General features: G+C 57.5%; 24 protein-coding genes. 7 read left to right on the forward strand and 17 right to left on the reverse strand.

Translation table 11 applies throughout. The features are described from left to right. Positions 1-219: 219 nt before the first annotated feature. The 15 genes from rnhB to rpsB all read right to left on the reverse strand — a co-directional run bounded on the left by rnhB (position 220) and on the right by rpsB (position 15,163). Positions 220-894: a ribonuclease HII gene (rnhB, locus tag G7W63_RS01540; RefSeq protein WP_166252124.1), complete on the reverse strand. Its 675-nt coding sequence runs from the start codon at positions 892-894 to the stop codon at positions 220-222. Beyond that, entirely contained in the window at positions 887-2,086 is a 1,200-nt protein-coding gene (gene lpxB, locus G7W63_RS01545) for a lipid-A-disaccharide synthase (protein WP_423202268.1), read from the reverse strand. Before lpxB ends, rnhB begins: the two co-directional genes overlap by 8 nt. Before the next feature lie 5 nt (positions 2,087-2,091). After that, the gene (gene lpxA / locus G7W63_RS01550; RefSeq protein ID WP_166252127.1) at positions 2,092-2,883 is read right to left on the reverse strand and encodes an acyl-ACP--UDP-N-acetylglucosamine O-acyltransferase; all 792 of its coding nucleotides are present in this window, start codon (positions 2,881-2,883) and stop codon (positions 2,092-2,094) included. After that, the gene (gene fabZ / locus G7W63_RS01555; RefSeq protein ID WP_166252130.1) at positions 2,883-3,320 is read right to left on the reverse strand and encodes a 3-hydroxyacyl-ACP dehydratase FabZ; all 438 of its coding nucleotides are present in this window, start codon (positions 3,318-3,320) and stop codon (positions 2,883-2,885) included. The genes lpxA and fabZ overlap by 1 nt, the downstream gene beginning before the upstream one ends. A gap of 11 nt (positions 3,321-3,331) precedes the next feature. Then, positions 3,332-4,360: a UDP-3-O-(3-hydroxymyristoyl)glucosamine N-acyltransferase gene (gene lpxD, locus G7W63_RS01560; RefSeq protein WP_166252133.1), complete on the reverse strand. Its 1,029-nt coding sequence runs from the start codon at positions 4,358-4,360 to the stop codon at positions 3,332-3,334. Between the two features lie 65 nt (positions 4,361-4,425). Further along, the gene (locus G7W63_RS01565) at positions 4,426-4,923 is read right to left on the reverse strand and encodes an OmpH/Skp family outer membrane protein (protein WP_166252136.1); all 498 of its coding nucleotides are present in this window, start codon (positions 4,921-4,923) and stop codon (positions 4,426-4,428) included. Between the two features lie 39 nt (positions 4,924-4,962). Next, positions 4,963-7,281 (reverse strand): outer membrane protein assembly factor BamA, encoded by a 2,319-nt coding sequence (gene bamA / locus G7W63_RS01570; RefSeq protein ID WP_166252139.1) that lies wholly within the window; start codon positions 7,279-7,281, stop codon positions 4,963-4,965. Positions 7,282-7,324: 43 nt separating this feature from the next. After that, complete coding sequence (gene rseP, locus G7W63_RS01575) at positions 7,325-8,674, reverse strand: RIP metalloprotease RseP (RefSeq protein ID WP_166252142.1); 1,350 nt, start codon at positions 8,672-8,674, stop codon at positions 7,325-7,327. Between the two features lie 59 nt (positions 8,675-8,733). Then, positions 8,734-9,918 (reverse strand): 1-deoxy-D-xylulose-5-phosphate reductoisomerase, encoded by a 1,185-nt coding sequence (gene ispC, locus G7W63_RS01580; RefSeq protein ID WP_166252145.1) that lies wholly within the window; start codon positions 9,916-9,918, stop codon positions 8,734-8,736. Then, positions 9,918-10,754 carry a phosphatidate cytidylyltransferase gene (locus G7W63_RS01585; protein WP_166252148.1) on the reverse strand — a complete coding sequence of 279 codons (837 nt, stop codon included), beginning with the start codon at positions 10,752-10,754 and terminating at the stop codon, positions 9,918-9,920. Before G7W63_RS01585 ends, ispC begins: the two co-directional genes overlap by 1 nt. Positions 10,755-10,777: 23 nt before the next feature. Further along, positions 10,778-11,548, reverse strand: a complete 771-nt coding sequence (gene uppS / locus G7W63_RS01590) for a polyprenyl diphosphate synthase (RefSeq protein WP_166252151.1) — start codon at positions 11,546-11,548, stop codon at positions 10,778-10,780. A gap of 69 nt (positions 11,549-11,617) precedes the next feature. After that, the gene (frr, locus tag G7W63_RS01595; protein WP_166252154.1) at positions 11,618-12,175 is read right to left on the reverse strand and encodes a ribosome recycling factor; all 558 of its coding nucleotides are present in this window, start codon (positions 12,173-12,175) and stop codon (positions 11,618-11,620) included. Between the two features lie 80 nt (positions 12,176-12,255). Next, the gene (gene pyrH / locus G7W63_RS01600) at positions 12,256-13,023 is read right to left on the reverse strand and encodes a UMP kinase (RefSeq protein WP_166252157.1); all 768 of its coding nucleotides are present in this window, start codon (positions 13,021-13,023) and stop codon (positions 12,256-12,258) included. 240 nt (positions 13,024-13,263) lie between these two features. After that, on the reverse strand, positions 13,264-14,133 hold the full coding sequence (gene tsf, locus G7W63_RS01605) for a translation elongation factor Ts (RefSeq protein WP_166252160.1): 870 nt from the start codon (positions 14,131-14,133) through the stop codon (positions 13,264-13,266). Positions 14,134-14,416: 283 nt separating this feature from the next. Next, positions 14,417-15,163 (reverse strand): 30S ribosomal protein S2, encoded by a 747-nt coding sequence (rpsB, locus tag G7W63_RS01610; RefSeq protein WP_166252162.1) that lies wholly within the window; start codon positions 15,161-15,163, stop codon positions 14,417-14,419. A gap of 340 nt (positions 15,164-15,503) precedes the next feature. Here rpsB and map point away from each other — a divergent pair, with 340 nt between their 5' ends. From map to dapE, 6 genes are read left to right on the forward strand one after another with little or no spacing between them, the layout of a single operon-like run. Then, positions 15,504-16,274 carry a type I methionyl aminopeptidase gene (map, locus tag G7W63_RS01615; RefSeq protein ID WP_166252165.1) on the forward strand — a complete coding sequence of 257 codons (771 nt, stop codon included), beginning with the start codon at positions 15,504-15,506 and terminating at the stop codon, positions 16,272-16,274. After that, a complete protein-coding gene (locus tag G7W63_RS01620; RefSeq protein WP_166252168.1) occupies positions 16,275-18,920 on the forward strand; it encodes a [protein-PII] uridylyltransferase in 2,646 nt (881 codons plus the stop codon). Further along, on the forward strand, positions 18,917-20,113 hold the full coding sequence (gene dapC, locus G7W63_RS01625) for a succinyldiaminopimelate transaminase (RefSeq protein ID WP_166252171.1): 1,197 nt from the start codon (positions 18,917-18,919) through the stop codon (positions 20,111-20,113). Before G7W63_RS01620 ends, dapC begins: the two co-directional genes overlap by 4 nt. A gap of 19 nt (positions 20,114-20,132) precedes the next feature. Next, positions 20,133-20,498, forward strand: a complete 366-nt coding sequence (locus G7W63_RS01630) for an ArsC family reductase (RefSeq protein WP_166252174.1) — start codon at positions 20,133-20,135, stop codon at positions 20,496-20,498. Further along, positions 20,495-21,523, forward strand: a complete 1,029-nt coding sequence (dapD, locus tag G7W63_RS01635) for a 2,3,4,5-tetrahydropyridine-2,6-dicarboxylate N-succinyltransferase (protein ID WP_166252177.1) — start codon at positions 20,495-20,497, stop codon at positions 21,521-21,523. Before G7W63_RS01630 ends, dapD begins: the two co-directional genes overlap by 4 nt. Before the next feature lie 14 nt (positions 21,524-21,537). Continuing rightward, the gene (gene dapE / locus G7W63_RS01640; protein ID WP_166252180.1) at positions 21,538-22,668 is read left to right on the forward strand and encodes a succinyl-diaminopimelate desuccinylase; all 1,131 of its coding nucleotides are present in this window, start codon (positions 21,538-21,540) and stop codon (positions 22,666-22,668) included. A 48-nt stretch (positions 22,669-22,716) separates the two neighbouring features. On the opposite strand, the gene G7W63_RS01645 is transcribed toward dapE, so the two are convergent. Continuing rightward, a complete protein-coding gene (locus G7W63_RS01645) occupies positions 22,717-22,935 on the reverse strand; it encodes a SlyX family protein (RefSeq protein ID WP_166252183.1) in 219 nt (72 codons plus the stop codon). 232 nt (positions 22,936-23,167) lie between these two features. Between G7W63_RS01645 and G7W63_RS20100 the strand changes: the two genes are divergently transcribed. Continuing rightward, a complete protein-coding gene (locus G7W63_RS20100; RefSeq protein WP_166252186.1) occupies positions 23,168-23,758 on the forward strand; it encodes a cold-shock protein in 591 nt (196 codons plus the stop codon). 102 nt (positions 23,759-23,860) lie between these two features. Here G7W63_RS20100 and G7W63_RS01655 read toward each other — a convergent pair whose 3' ends face one another. Further along, a complete protein-coding gene (locus G7W63_RS01655) occupies positions 23,861-24,238 on the reverse strand; it encodes a hypothetical protein (RefSeq protein ID WP_166252189.1) in 378 nt (125 codons plus the stop codon). Positions 24,239-24,307 lie beyond the last annotated feature (69 nt).

Consider the following 24,307-nt stretch of genomic DNA (forward strand, 5'->3'; position numbering starts at 1 on the left):
CTCCACCCCGCAACAAACTTTTGCTCACCTTGATTATCTGAGTAACCCTGTGGGTCGGCCTCAAACCCGAAGGTCGGTGACTCCCTTCGGCTTTCGTGGGTTGGGGAGCCCGACGAGCTACCAGACTGCCCCACCCCGCAACAAACTTTTGCTCGCTCTCTGTATCTGAGCGGCTTCAACGAGGTGCGTATATTAGGCACTATTTTACATTTTGTCAATTCATTGAGCGAAAAGATCGGCAGAAAAAGTTAGTTCCGGATCCTTGGATAAGCTTACGGGCAAGCCCATTTGCGCAATGGCTTCCTGTACCGGGCGGAAGGATCGGCGGTGGTGGGGCGTGGCGCCAAGACGAGCCAGGGCCTCCAGGTGATTCGGGGTGGCATAGCCTTTATGCTGGGCCAGACCGTAGCCCGGGTATTCCAGTTCCAGGGCAACCATTTCCCTGTCGCGAGTTACCTTGGCCAGTATGGAGGCCGCGCTTATAGCCTCTACCCGGCCATCGCCCTTGATGACAGCCTCAGAGCGCCAGCACCAGTTCGGACACCGGTTGCCGTCCACCAGCACATACTCGGGATCAATGCTGAGCCCTGCCACAGCGCGCTCCATTGCGACCAGAGTGGCCTGAAAGATATTAAGCTGATCTATTTCGTCGGCCTCGCACCGACCCAGACTCCAGCAGGCGGCATTCGCAAGGATCTGCTCGTACAGTTCCTCCCGGCGCTGTTCGGTGAGTACCTTTGAGTCGGCAAGTCCCTTTATGGGCTTTGCCGGGTCCAGTATCACAGCAGCAGTCACCACCGCACCCAACAGAGGGCCGCGCCCTACTTCATCGACGCCGGCAACTTTCCAGCCCGGATATTGACACACAAACGGAGGCAGGACTTCTTTAACCATTATGTGTTCGCTCGATAAGTTCTGAGACACCGTCGGCTGCCTGTTCATCAGCATTTTGGCGCAACTGATCATGAAGGTCGGCAAACGCTGCGGTGACCTGTTCCCGCTCAGCTCGGTTTTCCAGTTGATCCAGTATTGCCGCACCCAATGATTCGGGCGTTGCCGCATCCTGCAACAGCTCGGGCACCAGCGCCTTTCCAGCCAGCAGGTTGGGAAGCGCTATGTGAGAGACCTGAATAATACGAGAGACAATGGCATAACTTAAGCCTGACAAACGATAGCCCACTACCATCGGTTTTTTCAACAGCATGGCCTCAAGAGTGGCCGTACCGGACGCCAGCAGGACCACATCAGCGGCGGCCATTACCTCACGGGACCGGCCGGACACCAGGGTCACCGGCAAGGTAACCTCAAGCGCGTCTACAAGATCCTGGACCTGCTTCTGACGTTGACGGTTTACGCAGGGGATAACCAGTTGCAGATCGGGACGCTGGCTTTGCAACCATCGCGCGGCCTCAAGAAACAGGCGGCCCAAGCGATCAATTTCGCCGGCTCGGCTGCCAGGCAGGATCGCCAGCACCGGCACGCCAGGCGGTATGCCCAGCCCTTCGCGGGCAGCCGTAGTGTCGGTTTCCATTGCAATGCGATCTGCAAGCGGATGCCCGACAAAGCGCACAGGGACCTTGTGGTCTTCGTAAAACCGGGCTTCAAAGGGAAACAGGGTCAGCATCAGATCAACGGACCTGGCAATCTTGAAAATACGCTTTTGACGCCAGGCCCAGACTGAAGGGCTGACATAGTGGGCCGTTGGAATACCGGCCTCTTTGCAGCGTCGCTCAACAGCCAGGGTAAAGTCAGGCGAATCGATCCCAACCACCACATCCGGCGGCGTTACCAGGAAGTAATCGAGCAAACGGCGCCGTATCTCGAAAAGCTCCTGAATCCGGCCAAGCACCTCAACCAGGCCCATGACTGACAGTCGCTCCATGGGCACCAGTGAATGAAAGCCCTCAGCCTGCATTTCCTCACCCCCGATCCCGACAAAGCGAGCGCGGGGATAGCGAGCCCTGAGTGATCGTATCAGACCCGCCCCTAGAATATCTCCTGAGGCTTCGCCGGCAATAATGCCTACGGTGACAGGGCGATCGCTTATAACCCGGGGGGTAGGTACGACTGAAAGGTTTGCCTGAATTGTCACTACCTGACGATGCCCCGGGTGGCGCCTTTCAATGACGCGATCAGCGGCCTCACAGCGGCCTCATCCCCATACACCGATTCAAGTTCTGCAATGGCCTGCTCGGTACTCAGGCCCTGGCGATAAACCGTTTTATAGGCCCGCTTGAGGATCAGAAGCGTCTCGGGAGCGAAGCCACGCCGCTTGAGGCCTTCGACGTTTATTCCGTGTGGAGATGCCGACTGGCCACTGGCCATGACGTAGGCTGGAATGTCCTTGAGAACAATACTGCCCCCGGCGCTCATGCTATGGGGCCCCAGGTTACAGAACTGGTGCACCATGGTGCCGCCACCCAGAATGGCCCAATCACCCACTGTGACATGACCGGCGAGCGTGGCACAGTTTGCCAGTATGGTGTGGTCGCCTATCAGGCAGTCATGAGCAACGTGTACATACGCCATCAGAAGATTATGGCTTCCGAGCCGGGTTTCGCCCCGGTCCTGGGCGGTGCCACGATGCACTGTGCAGTTTTCACGTACGACGTTATGGTCGCCTATCACCAGTGTGGTAGGTTCGCCGGCGTATTTTTTGTCCTGGCATTCTTCCCCAATGCTTGCGAACTGAAAAATGCGGTTATGGCGTCCTATGGTGGTGGGGCCCTTGACCACCACATGGGACAGGATTTCTGTACCCTCGCCGATTTCCACATCGGGACCGATATAGCTCCAGGGGCCAACCGTTACGTTGTCCGCCAATCTCGCCGACGGATCAACAATTGCCTGGGGATGGACTCCCGACCAGTGTTGTGTCGCCATCAAGCGCCTCTCTCAGCAGTTAGGACTTCTGCCACGCATGCGACCTGGTCGTCGACCAGTGCGCGGCACTCGAACTTCCAGATTCCATGCTTTCCGGAAATGAAGCGCGACTCCATCCGCAATTGATCTCCTGGCACAACAGGGCGCTTGAATCGCGCCTTGCTGGAGCCTGCGAGGTAGTGTACCACGCCATCTGAGGGTTTCCGGCCCACGGTCGCAAAAGCGAGAATGCCCGACAGCTGGGCCATCGCCTCAATAATCAGCACACCCGGCATGATAGGTCGGTCAGGAAAATGCCCGGTGAAAAACGGCTCATTAATAGACACGTTCTTGTAGCCTTTGATTGCCACCCCTTTCTCCAGCTCAACCACGCGGTCAACCAGCAGGAACGGGTACCGATGGGGCAAATGCTCCATGATCTCTTCGATATACATCATCAGGATTGGCCTCAGCCTTCTAATTTTTTTTCCAGCTGTTTCAGCTTACGTGCCATTTCATCGAGCTGGCGGAAACGGACGGCGTTCTTGCGCCATCGCTTGGACGTGTCCGAACTTGTGCCGGAGGAGTAAACCCCCGGCTCTTCAATATCGCCGGTTACCATGGTCATCCCCGTGAGGTGAACCTTATCGGCAATCCGTACATGGCCTGCAACCCCCGATGCCCCGCCAAAAACACAGTACCGACCGATTTTGGTGCTTCCGGCAATCCCGACAAACGCTGCCATGGCGGAGTGATCACCTATGCTCACGTTGTGGGCTATCTGGATCAGGTTATCCAGCTTCACCCCGTTGCCGATTAGGGTGTCGTCAAGGGCGCCCCGGTCTATGGTGGTGTTTGCGCCCACCTCAACATCATCGCCGAGAACGACACGTCCCAACTGGGCTATCCGATGCCATGCCCCTTTTTCGTTGGCAAATCCAAAGCCATCCGAGCCGATAACGGCGCCACTCAGGATATGGCAACGGGCCCCCAGGACCACCTCATGGGCCAGCGTCACTCTGGCGTGAAGACGGCTGCCGGCTCCGATCCGACAGCGGGCACCCACAATACTACCCGCGCCAACAACCACGCCCTCACCCAGCACTGCCCCGGCCTCTATCACAGCAAGAGGCCCAATGGATGCGGAGGCCGGTACTGAAGCGGAAGCCGCCACGATAGCGCTTGAGTGGATGCCGGGAGCCTGAACCGGCGCCGGGTCAAACCAGTGGCTGAGCCGAGCATACCCGAGGTAGGGATTGTCCAGTAAGAGGACGTTGGTCGGAGGGCATTGCTCGTAAGAGCCGGGGGCAACAATAACCGCACCGGCTCTGGTCTCGGCAAGGTACCGGGTGTATGAGGGGTTGGCGAGAAACGAAATCTGGCCAGGCCCCGCGGCCTGTAATGTTGCCAGGCCAGAAATCCGGGCCTGGGCGTCACCCTTTAGTTCAGCACCAAGGGCAGAGGCAATCTCACCCAGCGTGAAGACACCCTCGTCCATAACATTCTCCGGTTAAAGCCTGCCGGCAAATAGAGACAGGCCTCCTGACCGGGCCTGCGACGGGATTAACGGTTCAGCTTTTCCAACAGATCCGCCGTCAGATCCATCTCTGGGTCAGCATAGACCACGGCTTCGCTGGGCAGGATCAGATCGAGATTATTTTCTTCCAGCAACTCTTTGACAGCTGCATCAACCTCTGGCCGAGCGCTCTCAAGGAAGCTCTGCTTGCGGCTGGATACCGTGGAATCCAGGCGTTGTTTAAGGAAGTTGAACTCCTTGACCTTTTCCTGAAATTCACCGGCCATCTTCTGACGCTCCGACTCATTCATCATGGCGCCGTCTGTTTCGAGCCTCTCCTTCATCTTGCGAGCGCTCTCCTGGGCTTTACGGACCTCTTCTTCGTCGTCCGAAAAGTCCCGCTGCAGCTGCTCGCTGAATACCTGGGCGTCGTCGGACGAAAACAGTGCCTGACGCAGGTCGACCACGCCGATCCGGGTTTCTGCCGTCGCCGGAGTTGAAATCATAAACACCAAAAAAGCCGCAATTATGCTGTTTCTGAACATTGGTAATGCTCCTTCTTATTCATAATGATGACGACCGGATCAAAAGCTCTGGCCGAGGGAGAACTGGAACACTTGGGTGTCGTCTCCGGACTGGTCATTCAACGGCTTCGCAAGGCTGAATGCGAGCGGGCCCACAGCGGTAATCCACTGGAAGCCAATGCCTGCTGAGAGCCTGACTTCGTCAAATGCCGGATCAAAGTCTCTCTCAGGGTCGAATACCTGACCCGCATCCACGAAAAATGCGGTTCGCATTGACCGTGTGTCCCCTGCAAAGGGCGTGGGGAAGATAAGTTCCAGCCCGCCTTCCGTCAAGACACTGCCGCCAAATGGGTCTGGATCCGAGAAATCATTGGGCGCATTGGTTGCCAGCGCTCCCAGAGAGTTCGCGCGATAACCCCGAACAGAACCATAGCCACCGGCAAAGAAGTGCTCGTAAAACGGCATAACGTCACGACCGTTATAACCTCCACCATAGCCCACTTCACTTCGGGCACGAAGGACCCAGGTCTGATTGTTGTCCAGAGGCTGATAGAAATCAGTGCGGTGGGTCAGTTTGTAGTAGGTCAGGTCGCTGCCCGGAACCGCAATATCGCCGGAAAGTGAGTGACTGAAGCCGTCTGTGGGCAACACCCCACGGTTCAAAGTGCTCCGACGCCAGGACCCGTTCAGGAAAAAGTTGTCGAAGCGGTCCCCTTCCTCATCTATAAACTCCGTGACTTCCAGCGCACTGAAAGTGCCTGCCTTGATTTTGGAGAGGGTGTAACCCACGCCAAAATTGAGACGGGTCACGTTGTCTATGGGATAACCGAAGGTCAGGCGTCCACCGTATTCATCCAGCAGGAAGGAGGAGATGTCCTGGGCCTCAAAATCGGTTTCGCGGGCAAATAGGCTAAAGCCACGACTCACCCCGTCCACTGTGTAATAGGGGTTCAGGTAGGAGAAGTTGGCACTCTTGATGGAGTCGCTGAAATTGGCACCCACCGATACCCGCTTGCCTGACCCGAAGAAGTTGTTTTCAGAAATGTTGGCCCCGAGAATGATCCCCGAAACCTGGGAAAAACCAACCGAAGCCGAAAGGCTGCCCGTAGGTTGCTCCTCTACCGAGTAGTTAACATCCACCAGATCATCGGTGCCTGGCACCGGCTGGGTTTCAACATCGACAGTTTTGAAAAAGCCCAGTCGTTCGAGCCGGGTCTTGGAGAACTCGATGCGATCCGTTGAGGCCACACCGCCTTCCATTTGTGTCATTTCCTGACGCAGCACCTCATCACGGGTCGAGACATTGCCCTCGAAGTTGATCCGGCGAACATAGGCCCGCTTGCCCGGCTCCACGAAGAAGGTAACTGTGGCTGTGTTGTCCTCATCGGGCTCGGGAATGGCGTTTACATCGGCAAAGGTATAGCCCTCACGGCCCAGGCGGCGCGAAAGTCGCTCTGAGGTATTGGTCACTACCCGTCTGGAGAAAGTATCACCGGGTTCCAGCTGGATCAGCTCCCGGAGCTCTTCCTCTTCCACGATCAGGTCGCCCCTGAGTTTGACTTCGGAAACCGTGTACTGGGCACCCTCATTGATGGCAATGGCGATAAAAACTTCTTTTTTGTCAGGGGAAATCGAAACCTGGCTGGATTCCACGCTGAAGTTGAGATAGCCACGGTCCAGATAAAAGGAGCGCAAGGACTCAAGGTCTCCACTCAGGCGCTCCCTGGCGTACTTGTCAGCGCTTGTAATCGATGTCCAGAGATTGCTGGTCTGAAGCTCGAAGAGGTCAAGCAGGGTATCGTCCGAGAAGTCCTCGTTACCGATGATGTTGATGTGCTGGATGGCAGCCACGTTACCTTCATTGATCTTGAGGCGCACTGCCACGCGGTTCCTCGGCAGTTCTTCGGCGGTAGCCTTGACCCTGGCATTGTATCGTCCCTGGCCGACGTAGGAGCGCAGGATCTCCAGTTCCAGCCGCTCAAGGGTGGCGCGCCTGAAGACCTGGCCTTCCTGGAGCCCGGCACTTTCCAGCGCCTCGGTCAGCATGTCGGTTTCGATGGCCTTGTTGCCTTCAATATCGATAGAGCTGATGGCGGGCCGTTCTTTTACCGACAAGATAAGCACGTTGCCATCCCGACTGGCTTCCAGGTCTGTGAACAGACCCGTGCGAAAAAGGGTACGGATGGCATCTGCCAGAGCAACCTCATCGACAGACTCACCGATGTCGACCGGAAAGGCTGAAAATACGGTGCCCGCGGACACCCGCTGCAGGCCCTCGACCTCTATATCAGAAACTACGAACTCGTCCGCCAGGACCGGTTGGATAGACCAGGCCATCGCCAAGAGGCCAAAAACTAAACCTGCTAAAGAACGTCTCATTCAGTTAATTCGCCTGTTTACGCGCGTAAGGAGGTGGCAATTCTCACAACCGCATCAGGTCGTTGTAAAGTGCAAACACCATTAAAGTCAAAATCAGTACCATTCCAATCCGCAGGCCTATCCCCTGAACCTGCTCTGAGAGCGGCTTTCGGCGGATAGCCTCAATGCTGTAGTAAACAATATGGCCGCCGTCCAGCACGGGTATGGGGAGCAGGTTGAGCACACCCAGACTCACACTCAGGTAGGCCAGAAAGCGTATAAAGTCCTCGAAGCCGGAGCTTACACTGGCTTCAGCTACCCGGGCGATGGTGATCGGGCCACTCAGGTTACTCGGAGACAAGAGCCCGGTAACCATTTTGTGAATAGCCACAAACGTAAGGCGGGTATCACCCCAGGTTTCAGAGACGGCGTTAGGTATGGCTGCCAGAGGGCCGAACTGGACCGTTCTTTGCAATTCCTCCGGCCAGTCAACCTGGGTTACGCCTGCGCCAACACGTCCGACAGTCCTCCCTGCCTCATTTTCAACCGCCGCTGGCGTCACCGGTACCGAGAGCGTATCACCATCTCGGCTGATCGTCAGGGTAAGCTGTTCACCTGGTGCGGCCTGAATGCGCTCCACCAGGGCGAACCAGTCGTCCACGGGCTGACCATTGACTTCCAGTACTCGGTCCCCTGACTGCAGGCCGGCTTCAGCGGCTGCACCCCCACTCACGATTTCACCCAGTTGGGCGGGCACTTCAGGCCGCCAGGGCTGCACGCCGAACTGAACCAGTGGATTGGGCGCGTCTTCGTCGAGCCGCCAGCCCCCAAGCTCGGCAGAGAGGTCCTGCCGTTGTCCGTCAGTGGTTACTTCAAATGTGACCTGACCCTGCTCGCCGGTGCGCTCCAGCAAGCGCATATTGATATCACGCCAGGAGTTGACCTCACGGCCATCCACTTCATGGATCTCCATGCCTTTCGAAAGCCCCATGCGAGCTGCGATCGAGTCCTCCTGCACGCCACCTACAACCGGCGCGACAGCAGCAAACCCGACTACACTAAGAAGCCAGTAAGCGGCGATGGCAAACAGGAAATTGGCGGCCGGACCAGCTGCCGCGATGGCGATACGCTGGCCAGGAGGCTTCGAATTGAAGGCGAGGTGGCGCTGCTCTTCGGGCACCGGGGCCTCACGCTCATCCAGCATCTTGACGTAGCCGCCCAAGGGGATGGCGGCTATCGCAAACTCGGTGCCATGGCGATCAAACCATGAATAGAGGGGCTTGCCGAAGCCAACCGAGAAACGCAACACCTTGACGCCACAGCGGCGCGCGACCCAGAAATGCCCGAACTCATGAATCGTGACCAGAATGCCCAGGGTAACTATCAGGGCCAGTACGGTTTGGATTATCTGCATGGTATTACGGTCTGCCTAATGGTTCGGTGGCGGGTAAATCGCCTGAATCAGTCGTCAACTCAGACAAGCGAGCGCCTGATCTGTTCCGCAGCAATATGGCGCGCGGCCTCGTCCTGGGAAAAAATGGTTTCGAAACTGTCTGCAGCGGTGATGGAAGCCGTAGCAAGGGCGTGCTCTATGATAACGGGGATGTCGGTAAAACACAGGTCGCCAGCCAGAAATGCCGCCACCGCAACTTCATTCGCAGCATTGAGCACCGCAGGCGCGGTGCCGCCCGCCCGACAGGCCTCACTGGCAAGGCCCAGACAGGGGAAACGACCAAGGTCCGGGCGCTCGAAATTGAATTGGCCAAGGGCAAACAGATCCAGCGGCGATACGCCCGCCTCTATCCGCTCCGGCCACGCCAGCCCGTTGGCTATGGGGGTGCGCATGTCAGGACTGCCCAACTGGGCCAGGACGGACCCGTCCAGGTACTCAACCATGGAATGGATGATGCTCTCCGGGTGCACATGCACCTCGACCTGGTCCGTCGTGGCATTGAACAGCCAGCATGCCTCGATAAGCTCCAGGCCCTTGTTCATGAGTGTGGCCGAATCCACCGAAATCTTCTGGCCCATGGACCAGTTGGGATGCGCACATGCCTGGGCAGGGGACACACTGCGGAGGGACTCTGCCGAAAATGTCCGGAACGGGCCTCCGGATGCGGTGAGCAGTATCCTGCGGACACCATCATCACAGAGGTTACGGGGACGATTTCCGTTGACCGGCAAACACTGGAAAATGGCATTGTGTTCGCTGTCGATGGGTAGAAGTTGTGCCCCGGACGCAACGACCGCATCCATGAAGAGCTGTCCGGACATGACCAGAGCTTCTTTATTCGCCAACAACACGCGCTTGCCTGCCCGCACCGCTGCAAGGGTCGGCGGAAGCCCAGCTGCGCCCACGATGGCAGCCATCACGGTATCCGCTTCACTGGCCTCGGCTACCCGACAAAGCCCCTTCTCACCCGCCAGAACATCCGTTTCGTCGATATCAACAAGGGCGACCTGGAGCTTTTCAGCCGCATCGGCATCGGCCATGACCGCAAACCGTGGCCGAAATTCGCGACACAACCGGGTCATCTGCTCAACCTGGGTGTTGGCCGTCAGCGCGAAAACAGAGAATCTGTCCGGGTGCCGGCGAATGACATCCAGGGTGCTCAGACCAATGGAACCGGTCGCTCCAAGAATGGTTACCTGGCGCATCACGGCCCGCCCCGCAGCCATCCCAACAGGGTCACCAGCAGGGCAAATACCGGAATGGCCGCCGTCAGGCTGTCGACCCGGTCAAGAATCCCACCATGGCCCGGCAGCAGCTGGCTGGAGTCTTTGATGCCCCGGAACCGCTTGAACATGCTTTCAAGGAGATCCCCGAGCACCGAAACCAGACCTGTGAACAGGCTCACCATTACCAGAAGCATTGTCTGGACGGCATCAGCCTCACCCAGCCAGCTCACAATCAGGGCCAGCAGGGCAACGGCCGCAAGACCGCCCCATACCCCTGCCCAGCTTTTGCCGGGACTGACCCGCGGTGCAAGCTTGGTCTTTCCAAATGCCCGCCCGGTGAAATAGGCCCCGATATCGGCCACCCAGACAATAAAGAACACATAGAGAATCAGCAGCAGGCTATCATCCACGATCCCGAACACAACTTCTCCGAGCCGGATATGGTTAAGACCAACCCATGCCGGTACCAGCACGAAAAAACCCAGCAGGGCGCGAACTGGCAACGCCTGCCAGTACTGGATTCCCGCCGGATAGCTGCGCACGAGCATAAAACATACAGCCCACCAGACAAGTGCCAGCCAGAGAACCGGAACTGCATCTGCATGGATAAGCGCGGCCAAGACCAGCGCTACCAGAGCAGCGTAACCTGCGCGCAGAGCCTGGCTCGTCATACCCGCCAGGTTCGCCCACTCCCAGGCCGCGATTGTGATAATGGCGCCGGTAAAGAGAGCAAACCCCAGGGGCGGCAGGAAAAAGATGCCCCCAATCGCAATGGGGGCAAGAATGAGAGCAGTAATGACACGGGTTCTGAGCACAGGTCTGTTCGCTCTTTTTGTCGTTATTTTGAAACGGCCTGACGGGCAATCTGGTCGTCCGTCCGACCAAACCGTCGCTGTCGGCCCGAGTAGGCGCGGAGGGCATCACGCATCTGCATTTCCCGAAAGTCAGGCCAATATACCTCTGAGAAGTAGAGCTCGGTATAGGCCAGGTGCCATAACAGGAAGTTGCTCACACGTTGTTCGCCTGCGGTCCGTATCATCAGATCCGGCATCGGCAGGTCACCAATTGACAGATGCTCGGTAATGGTGGCATCGGTGATGTCAGCGGGTGTCAGCTTGCCGGCCTGGACTTTGCGGGCCACCTCGCGGGTCGCCTGGGTAATGTCCCAGTGTCCGCCATAATTGGCAGCAATGACCAGTGTCATCAGGGTATTGTCACGGGTGAGCGTTTCTGCTTTTTCCATGTGTTCCTGCAACGCCGGACTGAACGCTGTTCTGTCTCCAATAATACGCAGGCGGATGTTATTGCGATGGAGCTTTTTGACTTCTCTTTCCAGCGCAAAAAGGAACAGCCTCATCAAGGCTGATACCTCCTCTTCGGGTCGGCGCCAGTTTTCGCTGGAAAAAGCGAACAGCGTCAGGACTTCGACGCCTTCGCGGGCACAGGTTTCAACCACAGCCTTGACCGCATTAACGCCGGCCTTGTGGCCCGCCACCCCGGTAAGCCGGTGAGCTTTGGCCCACCGGTTATTGCCATCCATGATAATCGCTACGTGCCTGGGACGATCGCCAGCGGCGACTGGTACCCTGGCAGATACTCTTTCTGTCATGCCATCCCCTGATCAGCCGCCAATTGCGGACTACCGGCTGAGGTATGTTGGAAACAAGCTTCAGGAGGCTTACACCTCCATCAGATCTTCTTCCTTGGACTTAAGCATCTTTTCAATTTCCGCAATGTAGCGATCGGTCAGCTTCTGGACTTCCTCCTGACCACGGCGCTCTTCGTCTTCACTGATCTCTTTTTCCTTGAGCAGCTCTTTGAGATCATTGTTGGCATCGCGGCGGGCGTTGCGCACCGACACCCGGCCATGTTCAGCATCTGCCTTAGCCTGCTTGACCATGTCCTTACGGGTTTCTTCGGTCAGCATGGGCATGGGCACACGAATGACATCACCGTTGGACGACGGGTTCAGGCCCAGGTCAGCCATCATGATGGCTTTCTCAACGGTAGGCGCCATATTCTTCTCGTAGGGTGCAACCACCAGCGTACGGTTATCTTCCACGTTCACGCCCGCAATTTGCTTGAGCGGCGTTTCCTGACCGTAGTAATTCACCATTACGCTGTCGAGGATGGAGGGATGGGCCCGTCCGGTGCGTATCTTGTTAAAAGCCGAGTTCAGCGCCTCAAGGCTTTTTTTCATGCGCGTTTCAGCGTCAGATTTAATTTCGTTAATCACTGCAATTTCCTCACTCGTTGGTCAGGCGCCCTTGACCGGACACCGCAACTGGCTTTGTATGGGTTAACCTGGCCTGGCTGTTACAGGGTCGTGGCCTGCTCAACTTCCGGAGCATCACCTGATTCGATCAGGGTACCTTCGTTCTCACCAACCACGATCCGGGTGAGCACCCCCGCCTTGTTCATATTGAATACCCGAACGGGCATGCCCTGGTCGCGACACAGACAGATCGCAGTCAGATCCATCACACCCAATTTTTTGTCGAGCACCTCATCGTACGTCAGCCGGTCGTACTTTACCGCAGTCGGATCCTTCACCGGATCCGCCGAGTATACACCGTCTACCTTGGTGGCTTTCAGGACAACATCGGCTTCAATCTCGATTCCGCGCAGGCAGGCTGCTGAGTCGGTGGTGAAGAACGGGTTGCCCGTACCGGCAGAGAATATCACCACGTCTCCGTCCTTAAGATCCCTGAGCGCCCGGCGGCGGTCATAGTGTTCGACCACGCCGCTCATTGGAATGGCTGACATGACCCGAGTACGGATATTGGAGCGCTCCAGGGCGTCACGCATGGCAAGACCATTCATGACGGTGGCCAGCATTCCCATATGGTCGCCTGTGACCCGATCCATTCCGGCCGCGTTAAGCGCCGCGCCCCGGAAAAGATTTCCGCCCCCGATCACAAGTCCAACCTGGACACCAATGCCAATGAGGGCACCGATTTCCAGGGCCATTCGATCCAGAACTTTCGGATCGATGCCAAAATCATGTTCGCCCATCAATGCTTCGCCGCTGAGTTTTAGCAAAATCCGCTTGTATCTGGGCTGGGTGCTGGATGGTTTTGGCATTCGGTATGTCCCCTTCTTCACGGTGTCCCTGCGGACGATGGCTCAGTGGGCTGACCGGACGGGGGCGCAGCCACCGACGGGCCGGGCCTGTATCTGACATACCCCTCATCTACAAAGGAGGATCTCAGATACAAGCCAGCCACGATGGCCGGAATGACCGACCAACGTGGCAGACTCGACGGCACTGTTCATTGGCCCCGATGGACCGGAAGCCTGAAGAACAATGCCCGGAACCGCGGATCAGGACTTGCCGGTGCCCGCCGCAGCAGCAACTTCTGCAGCGAAGTCAACCGCTTCCCGCTCAATACCCTCGCCTACTTCCAGGCGCACGAAGCCAGACAGGTCACCACCGGCTTCCTTGATCAGGGCGCCGACAGTCTGGTCCGGGTTCTTGACGAAAGGCTGCTCCACCAGGCTGTTTTCCTTGAGGAACTTGCTGATACGCCCGGATGTCATCTTCTCCACGATTTCAGCCGGCTTGCCTTCCATGTCAGGCTGGGCGCGGATGATATCCTTCTCACGCTCAACTTCTTCGCTGGGCATGTCTTCAGTCTTGCCGACACGGGGGTTAACCGCAGCCACGTGCATGGCCACGTCCCGGGCCACGTCCGGCGTACCGCCGGTCAGGGCTACGACGGCAGCAATCTTGTTGGTGCTGTGCACGTAGCCATCGACAACAGCGCCTTCAACCCTGACCAGGCGACGCACGGTGATGTTCTCGCCAATTTTCTGGACCAGCGCTTCACGCTTGCTTTCCAGATCGCCGGACATCAGCTTTTCAATGTCGGTTTCATCATTGTTGAAAGCGACTTCCAGCACTTCGCGGGCGAAGTTCAGGAAGTTCTCGTCACGGGCAACAAAGTCCGTCTCGGAGTTCACTTCCAGAATAAGTGCGCGGGTATTGTCACTGGAAACCTTCACCAGGGAGACACCTTCAGCGGCAGTACGCCCCGCCTTCTTGGCCGCCTTGAGGCCGGATGACTTGCGCATCTCTTCGATGGCAGCGTCAACGTCACCACCAGCTTCAACCAGTGCTTTCTTGCATTCCATCATACCCAGACCAGTACGGTCGCGCAGTTCCTTGACCATTGCAGCGGTAATTGCAGCCATGTTCAGTCCTCTATATTTCACGATTCGGGGTTCTGTACCTGCCAAGGCCGGCACAGCATTATGATCTCGGCGGGACACGTGCCCAGATAATCGGGCAAACAGCGCCTGCCGGTTGCCAATCACTGTTTAAAGAAAGGGGACCGGAAGCTTATTCCTCAGTCCCCTTAACCGATGTCGTACTGCTGAATTGCGCAGCAGATTTCATCGTCGGTGCCAACTTCCATCGCCGGTGGCAAAAACTCCGGCACAGCTGGCACTTCAGTGGTCGGCTGGCGTGCAGCGATTACTCAGCCGCTGGCGCGCCTGCAACGTCTTCGCTGATTTCAACGAACTCATCAGCGCCAGTGCCTGCCTGGGATGCTTCGAGACAGGTATCAGCAACAGCTTTGACGTAGATCTGGATCGCACGGATCGCGTCGTCGTTGCCGGGGATGACATAGTCCACGCCATCGGGATCACTGTTGGTATCGACGATGCCGATCACCGGAATACCAAGCTTGTTGGCTTCCTTGATGGCGATACGCTCGTGATCTACATCGATGACGAACAGAGCGTCAGGCAGGCCACCCATATCCTTGATACCACCGATGCTGCGCTCAAGCTTGTCCATCTCGCGGGTACGCTCAAGGGCTTCTTTCTTGGTCAGCTTGTCAAAGGTGCCGTCGTGGCTCTGGGTTTCCAGCTCACGGTAGCGGCGAATCGACTGACGGATGGTCTTGTAGTTGGTCAGCATGCCACCCAACCAGCGGTGGTTTACAAATGGCTGACCGGCGCGCTCGGCTTCTTCCTTGATGGTTTTGGCCGCTGCACGCTTGGTGCCTACAAACAGAACCTTGTTTTTACTCTCTGCCAGCTTCTGAACGAAGTTCAGGGCATCATTAAAGGCAGGAACAGTCTGCTCGAGATTGATGATATGAATCTTGTTACGGGCGCCGAAGATGAACTTCGACATTTTCGGGTTCCAGTAACGGGTCTGGTGACCGAAGTGAGCACCTGCCTTGAGCAGGTCACGCATATTTACCTGAGCCATGATAATTACCTTGTTTAGCTTCGGGTTAGTCCTCCACACGTCCAATTGGCCCAACCTGTCGAAACAGGCACCCTGGGTCAACGTGTCGACGCGTGTGCGAATTTGCTGAGCGGGGGATCAGCCTGCGGACCCCTGGTTAACCGTTCAGCGGGCGCGTTTATACCATAAACCGGCGCGCTGACGCTACCGATTTCGGCTTTCACCAACCCCACTTTAACGCTTCCAGCGGGCTCCATAAAAGGCTCAAAAGCCGACGCTATACCGGCGATAGGCCCACTCATCTTGTACCCATGACGCAGGCTCCCTAAAATGGCGGTTTGACACATTAGCGGGAATCCCAATGCAGGTATCCATCAAGACGTCGGAAGAGATCGAGAAAATGCGGGTGGCCGGCCGCCTGGCAGCCGAAGTCCTCGAAATGATCGGTGAGCATGTCAAGCCTGGCGTAACCACTGAAGAACTGGACAGGATCTGCCACGACCACATTGTGAATGTCCAGAAGGCCATTCCGGCGCCGCTCAATTACAAGGGGTTTCCCAAATCCATCTGCACATCCGTGAACCACGTGATCTGCCATGGCATCCCCAGCGAAAAAAAGGTGCTGAAGAACGGCGACATCGTGAACATTGATATCACCGTCATCAAGGACGAGTTCCACGGCGACACCAGCAAGATGTTCTTCGTGGGCGAACCCAAGGTGGCCGCGGAACGCCTGGTCCGGATTACCCAGGAATGCCTCTATAAAGGTATCGAACTGGTCAGGCCCGGCGCCCGTCTGGGCGATATCGGCCATGTGATCCAGCAGCACGCAGAGAAGAACCGCTACTCGGTTGTGCGTGAGTATTGCGGACATGGCATCGGCCGGGTTTTTCACGAGGAACCCCAGGTGATGCACTACGGTAAGCCCGGGACCGGCCTTGAGCTCAAGGAAGGCATGACTTTTACCATCGAACCTATGATCAACCAGGGTAAAAAGGACTGCAAACTGCTGCCTGACGAGTGGACGGTGGTCACCAAGGATCACAAACTCAGTGCCCAGTGGGAGCACACCATCCTGGTGACAGCCGATGGCCACGAAGTTTTAACCAGACGCGCGGAGGAGCAATTCTAGGTGACCCAGGCCACGCTGGAGTCCCGTATCAGTAACGAGCCTTCGCCCATCGGACCGGCGAGGGAGTGGCTGCAAGCTGCCTACAACGCCGACGCCGAGGCCTTCCAGAACGGCGCCGATGTCCGCGAGCTGGTCCGATCCCGGGCCGTCACAGTGGATCAGGTATTACGACTGATCTGGAATCGCTATCCGTTTGCACAATCGCCGGATGTTGCTCTCGTGGCTGTCGGTGGTTATGGCCGCGGTGAGTTGCACCCACACTCAGACATCGACCTGTTGATCCTGACCCGGGACGGAGTGCAGGACAACTGGCAGGAAGACCTGAGCGCTTTCGTCACCCTGTTATGGGATCTGCGCCTGGATATCGGCCACAGCGTTCGCAGTATTCAGGAAAGCACCGATGCTGCGCGCAACGACGTCACCATTCTGACCAACCTTCTGGAAACCCGCACAATCGCGGGACCGGACAATCTGCGGCAGACCCTCAGCCATAGGATTTACTCTGATGACGTCAGCTCAGACCGGGATTATTTCATTGCCAAGCGGGAAGAGCAGAAACGCAGGCACCAGAAATACGGCGATACCGAGTACAACCTCGAACCCAACGTGAAGGGCTCACCCGGTGCCCTGCGGGATATACAGAATATAGGCTGGATCACCAAACGGCATTTTGGTCTGCAGAGCACGGCAGACCTGACACGGTTCAGCATCCTCACCGAAGAGGAATACCAGATTCTGCTGCAGGGAGAGACCTTTCTCTGGCGGCTGCGCTATGGTCTGCAACTGATCGCAAACCGCAACGAAAACCGTCTGCTGTTCGACCACCAGCGGGCCCTGGCCCGAATGCTGGGTTACCGGGACGAAGGCAAGCGTCTTGGGGTCGAACTCATGATGCAGGCCTACTATCGCACCGTACTGGCCCTGGCGGAGCTGACTGACGTCATCCTGCAGTATTACGACGAAGCGATACTGGATACCGAGGGCAAAGAAGAAATCCGGCCCCTGAACAAACGCTTCCAGATGCGCAACCACTACATTGAGGCCGTGAACAACCAGGTTTTCGCCTACGCGCCCTACGCCATCATGGAAATATTCGTGCTGATGGCACAGCGGCCCGAGATCAAGGGTATCCGAGCCACCACCATCCGCTCCCTGCGTGCCCACCGGCATCTGATCGATGACGCCTTTCGCAACGACCTGGCGGTGACTTCCCTGTTCATGGAATTGCTGAGAACACCCCACGAACTGGACCAGACCCTCTCCCACATGAAGAAATATAACGTGCTGGGCCGCTATCTTCCGGAATTCGGCCAGATCATTGGCCAGATGCAGCACGATCTTTTCCACATCTATACCGTGGATGCCCACACCCTGCGGGTCATCCGCAACATGGTACGGATGAACGGACCGGAAGCCCGCACCGAGTACCCCCTGGCATCGAGGCTGGTGCATCGCCTGCCCAAGCTGGAGGTGCTCTACATTGCCGGTATTTTCCACGATGTTGCCAAGGGCCGGGGCGGCGACCACTCGGAACTGGGTGCCATTGATGCCGAAGCCTTCTGCCGTACCCACCATCTCAGTGAACGCGACACCAAGCTGGTGTCGTGGCTGGTGGAGAATCACCTGTTGATGTCCATGACCGCCCAGCGCAAGGATATTTCCGACCCTGACATCATCCATGGATTTGCCCGGGCCGTGCCAAGCCAGGTCCACCTGGATTATCTGTACGTCATGACCGTCTGTGATATCAGTGCCACCAACCCCAAGCTCTGGAATACCTGGCGCGCCTCGCTTCTGCGTCAGCTTTATATTGAAGCCAAGCGTGCCCTGCGCCGGGGCGCGGATAACCCCGTTGACCGCATGGACTGGGTACGGGCCACGCAGTCGGAAGCCCGGGAAATCCTGCACGCCCAGAACATGACGGACGAGCAGATCGACCAGGTCTGGGAAACCCTCGACGAAGACTACTTCCTGCAGGACTCGACGGTGGATATTGCCTGGCAGACCGCTGCCATTATACGCCATGGCGATAACCCTGACCCACTGGTATTGATGCGGGACACCCGGGGCGGTCCCAGTGATGGTTACTCGCAGATCATCATTTACATGAAGGACCGGGTTGCGTTATTCGCTGCAACGACCGCCGTGCTTGAGCAGCTCAACCTGAACATCGTGGACGCCCGCATCAGCACCAGTGAAGGCCCCTACTCCATCAGTGCCTATGTGGTGCTGGACGAAAAAGGGCGCCCCCTGAGCTCTGACCCCGCGCGCAAGGAACGTGTCCGTACCCTGCTGATAGAAGAACTGGATGACCCGGAAGACTACCCGGACATCATTCACCGCAGGACGCCGCGACAACTAAAGCACTTCGCCTTTCCCACTGAGGTCACCTTTTCCAACGACACCGTCAACCAGCGTACTGTCATGGAAGTTGTTACCCCTGACCGGCCCGGTCTGTTGGCACGGGTTGGCCAGGTGCTGCTGGAACATCGGGTTCGCCTCAATACTGCCAAGATTGCGACCCTGGGCGAGCGGGTGGAGGACGTGTTCTTTATAACCGATGAAGATGGCGGACCCTTGAGCGACCCCGACGTATGTCAGTCACTGCAGGACGATCTTTGCCAAATGCTGGATGATACCCAATGAATCCAAATCTGACCCGTCTTCACCCTTATCCGTTCGAGAAGCTGACCGCGCTGAAAGCCGGCGTAGAAGCACCTGCGGGCCTGAGCTCCATTGCCCTGTCCATAGGAGAACCCAAGCACGAATCACCCGGGTTTGTGAAAGAGGTCATCGCAAACAACCTGGACCGACTCGCCAACTACCCCACCACCCGCGGCATTGATGAGCTTCGCCAGGCCATTGCCCAATGGGCCACAACCCGGTTTCAGCTCAATGCCGGCACACTGAGTGCGGAGAATCATGTGGTGCCAGTGAACGGCACTCGGGAAGCCATATTTTCACTGGTCCAGGCCGTGGTGGACAGCACCAGGCCTGCGCTCGTGGTCAGCCCCAACCCGTTCTATCAAATCTACGAGGGCGCCGCGATCCTGGCCGGCGCCACACCACACTACCTGGCCTGTGACGCCAGCAACGGGTTCATTCCCGATTTCGCAGCCGTTCCGGCAACCGTGTGGCGCGATTGCCAGATACTGTTCCTATGCTCCCCCGGCAACCCCAGCGGGGCCGTCATTCCCCGGGAGACCCTGGCCACGCTAATAGGCCTCGCCGACAGGTACGACTTTATCATTGCCTCTGATGAGTGCTACTCCGAACTATATCCGGATGAGCAAAACCCGCCGGAAGGCCTTCTGCAGACCTGCTCAGCCCTGGGTCGGGACGACTATGCCCGCTGCATCGTCTTTCATAGTCTGTCCAAACGCAGCAACCTGCCGGGCTTGCGCTCCGGTTTCGCCGCTGGCGATGCCCGTATCCTCAAGGCCTACCTGCGTTATCGCACCTATCATGGTTCGGCCATGCCAATTCAGCATCAGCTTGCCAGCATTGCCGCCTGGCAGGACGAAGACCATGTACGGGAAAACCGGGCAGCGTATCGCGCCAAGTTCGAAACGGTGGTTCCCATATTGCGTGAAGCCATGGATGTTACCTTCCCCGACGCCGGCTTCTACCTGTGGCCCCAGACTCCGGTAGATGACGAAACCTTTGCCAGGGAATTGTCACGGCAGCAGAACGTCCATGTGCTCCCGGGTCGCTACCTGTCACGCACTGTAGACGGCTATAACCCGGGCGAAAACCGGATACGCATGGCCCTCGTAGCCCCGCTGGATGAGTGCATCGAGGGCGCCCGTCGGATTGCTTCCTTCATACGATCGCTATAGAGCTGAAAGAGACTCAGTCATGAAACTGTACGGTATTAAAAACTGCGACACCGTCAGAAAAGCTCGCAAGTGGCTCACTGACGCCGGCATCCCCCATGAGTTCCATGACTTCCGATCCGATGGCCTCGATTCTGGCCTGCTCGCCTCCTGGGAACAGGCTGTGGGCTGGGAGACGCTGGTCAACCGGCGTGGAACGACCTGGCGCAAGCTGCCAGAGCAGGTTCGTGATACCATTAGCGCCCCAAGCGCCCATGACATCATGCTGAACAATCCATCCATTATTAAACGCCCGATTGTCGACCACCACGGGCAGATCAGTGTCGGATTCAGTAGCGATGAATGGGCCCGCAAATTTCAATCATTCAAGGAGTACACATCGTCATGAGTTTTGCATTCGGAATCGGCATCGGGACCCAGAACAATAAGGGCGAATGGCTGGAAGTGTTTTACCAGCAGCCGGTCTATATCCCCGAAGCCAAACTGCTGGACGTCGTGCGCCCCAAGCTGGATTACAGCGGCGGCAATCAGGCCATTGATGTGACCGCAAGCCAGTTGAGAGATCTGGGTGAGGCTCTCGATCAGGCGGGTCTGACGGACCAGGCTGGACTGGCTCGCAAAGCTGCAGGCAGTGCCCGCCCTGTGGTTGTGACAATGCTGGAGACTGACGCCACTGCCAGCTCCACGCCCGAGGTGTACCTCAAACTTCACCTGATTTCCCACCGCTACGTGAAGCCCCACGGTGTGAAGCTGGACGGCATCTTTGGCCTGCTACCGAACCTGGCCTGGACCAACGAAGGCGCCATCGACCTGGCGGAACTGCCAGATCGGCAGCTGCAAGCTCGCCTCGAGGGCCGGCTACTGGAAGTGAAGTCTGTCGACAAGTTTCCCCAGATGACCGATTACGTCGTCCCCAGGGGCGTCCGTATCGCCGACACAGCCCGGGTGCGCCTCGGCGCTTACGTGGGCGAAGGCACCACCGTCATGCACGAGGGCTTTATCAACTTCAACGCCGGAACCGAAGGCACCAGCATGATTGAAGGCCGCATTTCTGCAGGAGTATTGGTAGGCCAGGGTTCCGACCTGGGCGGCGGCTGCTCCACCATGGGCACCTTGTCCGGCGGCGGCAATATCATCATAGCGGTGGGTCAGAACTGCCTGATCGGGGCCAACTCGGGCATCGGCATTCCGCTGGGCGACCGTTGCACCGTGGAGGCAGGCCTCTACATCACCGCCGGCACCAAGGTTGCCCTGCTTGATGACGGTAATCAGCTGGTTGAGGTGGTAAAGGCACGGGATCTTGCCAACAAACCCGACCTGTTATTCCGCCGCAACAGCCAGAACGGTGCAGTCGAGTGCAAGACCAACAAATCCGCCATCGAACTCAACGAAGAGTTGCACGCCAACAACTAAGGCAAGGAAGCAGTATGTCCCACTCCCCCACCGTTGAGCTTGCCATGGACCTTATCCGGCGGGCTTCCGTAACACCGGACGATGCCGGCTGTCAGGCTCTGATGATGGCACGGCTGAAGCCGCTCGGTTTCGCGGGCGAATCCATGCGCTTTGGTGAGGTGGACAACCTGTGGGCACGCAAAGGCTCTGACGGGCCTGTATTGGCCTTCGCAGGCCATACCGATGTGGTGCCTACCGGCCCCGAGAAGAACTGGGCTCATCCACCCTTCGAGCCGGGCATACACGAGGGCTTTCTCTACGGTCGCGGCGCCGCCGACATGAAGGGCAGCCTGGCGGCGTTTGTCACCGCCTGTGAGCGCTTTATTGCAGCGCACCCTGACCATCAGGGCTCGATCGCTCTGCTAATTACCAGCGACGAAGAAGGCCCGGCACAGCACGGTACTGTCAAGGTGGTTGAGGCCCTGGAGGCCCGTGGGGAAAAGATGGACTGGTGCCTGATCGGCGAGCCCTCCAGTACTCATCAGGTCGGAGACGTTATCAAGAATGGCCGCAGAGGCTCGCTTCACGGCTACCTTACCGTGCACGGCATCCAGGGTCATGTGGCCTACCCCCACCTGGCCGAGAACCCCGTCCATCGGGCTTCGCCGGCATTGACCGAGCTGGCCGGGACCCAGTGGGACCAGGGCAATGAGTTCTTTCCGGCCACGACCTTCCAGATCACCCGCATGGAGGCCGGCACCGGCAGTAACGTCATTCCCGGCGAGCTGCTGGTGCATTTCAATTTCCGCTACTGCACGGAAAACACTGCTGACTCACTGAAAACCCGGGTGCAGGCGATTCTCGAAAACCACGGACTGCGTTACGACTTACAGTGGCACCTGAGCGGCGAGCCCTTCCTCACCGCAGAGGGTGCCCTGGTTGAAGCGGCACAAACCGCTATCCGCGCAGTGACAGGCCGGGAAACCGTGCTTTCCACCGCCGGCGGCACTTCGGATGGGCGCTTTATCGCCCCGACCGGAGCCCAGGTGCTCGAATTGGGTCCTCTGAATGCCACCATTCATAAAATTGATGAGTGTGTGAAAGCTGAGGATCTAGATACGCTTTCGCAGATCTACGAGCGCATGCTGCGGGAACTCCTGGTCTGACGCGGGCTAGTATCCCGTCTGGCTAATTCGTTAACCTACTGCGAGACACTAGTAATGGGGCGGCGGGGCTTCCTCATCTTCGCCGCGGATATTGGACGGCGAGACTTCACTCAGTTGCTTCCTGAGCAGTTGCTTGGCTTCCCAGAGCTTGCGCAGGTCCATCTCCTGCTGGGCAATCTGGTCGCTCAGTGTGGTGATCAGGTCATCCTGAAATGCGAGCCGGGTCTCGAGTTCATCCATCCGGGCTTCTAAATCATGCAGGCTCATCTGGACCTTCCGTCAATGACCGCAAAGCACCAATTCATTCCAATTGGTGGGTTCCTTGGTCAGAAAATGTGGTTATCTGGTATCATTCCGCTTTTAGGCCGCCAGCAAACTTGAAAACAGCTCGTTCAGGCGGTGTTCATCGACCGGTTAGCGGGGTAATCAGTGTCTGTACCCCAATGTTACCCGATTTCCGGTTTTTATTGTTTGTTGAATAATGGAGAGACTTTCGTCAATGCGTAATCCAGGTAGAGTGATTCTTCTGGCGGTTTTAATCGCTATCCCCGCCCCTTTTATACTCGGGTTTTTACTGGCCATCCTGACCCCCGAGGTTTTTCAGATCCTGTCCCAGACCGGCTCAAGTGAACTGGCAGGTCGGCCCACCTTTATCCTCGGCAGTGCCCAGGGCATAGCGGCCTATCTGTTGACCCTCGTTGTATTCGCCGCTGCCTGCTTCCTGACCGTGGCTCTGTCACCACGCCAGACGGTGAGCGCAGCCAATCCCCAGGCTGTGGCACGGGAACCGCGCCCCCAGCCACGAAACCAGCCGGAACCCCAGCACCATGATCAGTACGACGATGAAGAAGAAGACGATTATGACGAGTCCACACCGGAAGGCGATGAAGAGGGAACGGTAAAGTGGTTTAACGTAAAGAAAGGCTTTGGCTTCATCGTGCGCGAGAGCGGCGACGAAATATTTGTCCACTTCCGTGCCATTCGGGGCCGGGGACGACGTGTGTTACGCCAGGGGCAACTGGTTCGCTTCAATGTCGTTGAAGCTGACAAAGGCCTGCAGGCAGACAATGTCTCTATTTTAAGCGACTGAGACCGAACAGGCTTTTGCAACTGGCCCAAAGCAGTGTCAGTTTGACTGGAAAGACCGGCGCGCCCTCAGGCAAGCCGGTCTTTTTCGTTTCGGGTCAGGGTATCAGTTCCAGACCACCTGCTCTTCGCCACGGTCATCCAGGCGCCACCATCTTTCCTCGTCCACCGGCTGGCCTTCCTGCCAGTCACCGGTGCTGCAGCGAATCTCTGTGCCCAAAGCGCGCCATGCATTGCGGGCAAATTCCAGATCCGTTGCCCAGGGCAGTTCATCACCTTCCAGTATCAGCGAGCCATAGCGCTTTCCAAACGCGCCGGGATAAAGGATGACACCAACACGACTGCCGCGGTAGCTTGCCTGACCCTTAACCACTGAACGGTTAACATCGCTGTCATCCAGGTTGAGGCTGTCCAGATTCTGGCCGAGCCAGGCTGATAGCTGAGCGGGCTTCAGATCACGTATGTAGATTTCCAGGTCCTGCACTCGCTTGCCCTCGCCTCGATAAATTCAATCAGGATATAAAAACGTCCACACGTTGCCGCTTGATGGCGT

The sequence above is a fragment of the Marinobacter salicampi genome (assembly GCF_011074795.1).
GTDB classification, from domain to species: Bacteria; Pseudomonadota; Gammaproteobacteria; order Pseudomonadales; family Oleiphilaceae; genus Marinobacter; species Marinobacter salicampi.

What these genes read in the sequence shown, in the direction of transcription:
- rnhB (WP_166252124.1), bottom strand. Translation starts at nt 894, where the DNA reads ATGGTTAAAGAAGTCCTGCCTCCGTTTGTGTGTCAATATCCGGGCTGG.
- lpxA (WP_166252127.1), bottom strand. Translation starts at nt 2,883, where the DNA reads ATGGCGACACAACACTGGTCGGGAGTCCATCCCCAGGCAATTGTTGAT.
- fabZ (WP_166252130.1), bottom strand. Translation starts at nt 3,320, where the DNA reads ATGATGTATATCGAAGAGATCATGGAGCATTTGCCCCATCGGTACCCG.
- lpxD (WP_166252133.1), bottom strand. Translation starts at nt 4,360, where the DNA reads ATGGACGAGGGTGTCTTCACGCTGGGTGAGATTGCCTCTGCCCTTGGT.
- G7W63_RS01565 (WP_166252136.1), bottom strand. Translation starts at nt 4,923, where the DNA reads ATGTTCAGAAACAGCATAATTGCGGCTTTTTTGGTGTTTATGATTTCA.
- bamA (WP_166252139.1), bottom strand. Translation starts at nt 7,281, where the DNA reads ATGAGACGTTCTTTAGCAGGTTTAGTTTTTGGCCTCTTGGCGATGGCC.
- rseP (WP_166252142.1), bottom strand. Translation starts at nt 8,674, where the DNA reads ATGCAGATAATCCAAACCGTACTGGCCCTGATAGTTACCCTGGGCATT.
- ispC (WP_166252145.1), bottom strand. Translation starts at nt 9,918, where the DNA reads ATGCGCCAGGTAACCATTCTTGGAGCGACCGGTTCCATTGGTCTGAGC.
- uppS (WP_166252151.1), bottom strand. Translation starts at nt 11,548, where the DNA reads ATGACAGAAAGAGTATCTGCCAGGGTACCAGTCGCCGCTGGCGATCGT.
- pyrH (WP_166252157.1), bottom strand. Translation starts at nt 13,023, where the DNA reads ATGCCAAAACCATCCAGCACCCAGCCCAGATACAAGCGGATTTTGCTA.
- tsf (WP_166252160.1), bottom strand. Translation starts at nt 14,133, where the DNA reads ATGGCTGCAATTACCGCTGCAATGGTCAAGGAACTGCGCGACCGTACT.
- rpsB (WP_166252162.1), bottom strand. Translation starts at nt 15,163, where the DNA reads ATGGCTCAGGTAAATATGCGTGACCTGCTCAAGGCAGGTGCTCACTTC.
- map (WP_166252165.1), top strand. Translation starts at nt 15,504, where the DNA reads ATGCAGGTATCCATCAAGACGTCGGAAGAGATCGAGAAAATGCGGGTG.
- dapC (WP_166252171.1), top strand. Translation starts at nt 18,917, where the DNA reads ATGAATCCAAATCTGACCCGTCTTCACCCTTATCCGTTCGAGAAGCTG.
- G7W63_RS01630 (WP_166252174.1), top strand. Translation starts at nt 20,133, where the DNA reads ATGAAACTGTACGGTATTAAAAACTGCGACACCGTCAGAAAAGCTCGC.
- dapD (WP_166252177.1), top strand. Translation starts at nt 20,495, where the DNA reads ATGAGTTTTGCATTCGGAATCGGCATCGGGACCCAGAACAATAAGGGC.
- dapE (WP_166252180.1), top strand. Translation starts at nt 21,538, where the DNA reads ATGTCCCACTCCCCCACCGTTGAGCTTGCCATGGACCTTATCCGGCGG.
- G7W63_RS01645 (WP_166252183.1), bottom strand. Translation starts at nt 22,935, where the DNA reads ATGAGCCTGCATGATTTAGAAGCCCGGATGGATGAACTCGAGACCCGG.
- G7W63_RS20100 (WP_166252186.1), top strand. Translation starts at nt 23,168, where the DNA reads ATGCGTAATCCAGGTAGAGTGATTCTTCTGGCGGTTTTAATCGCTATC.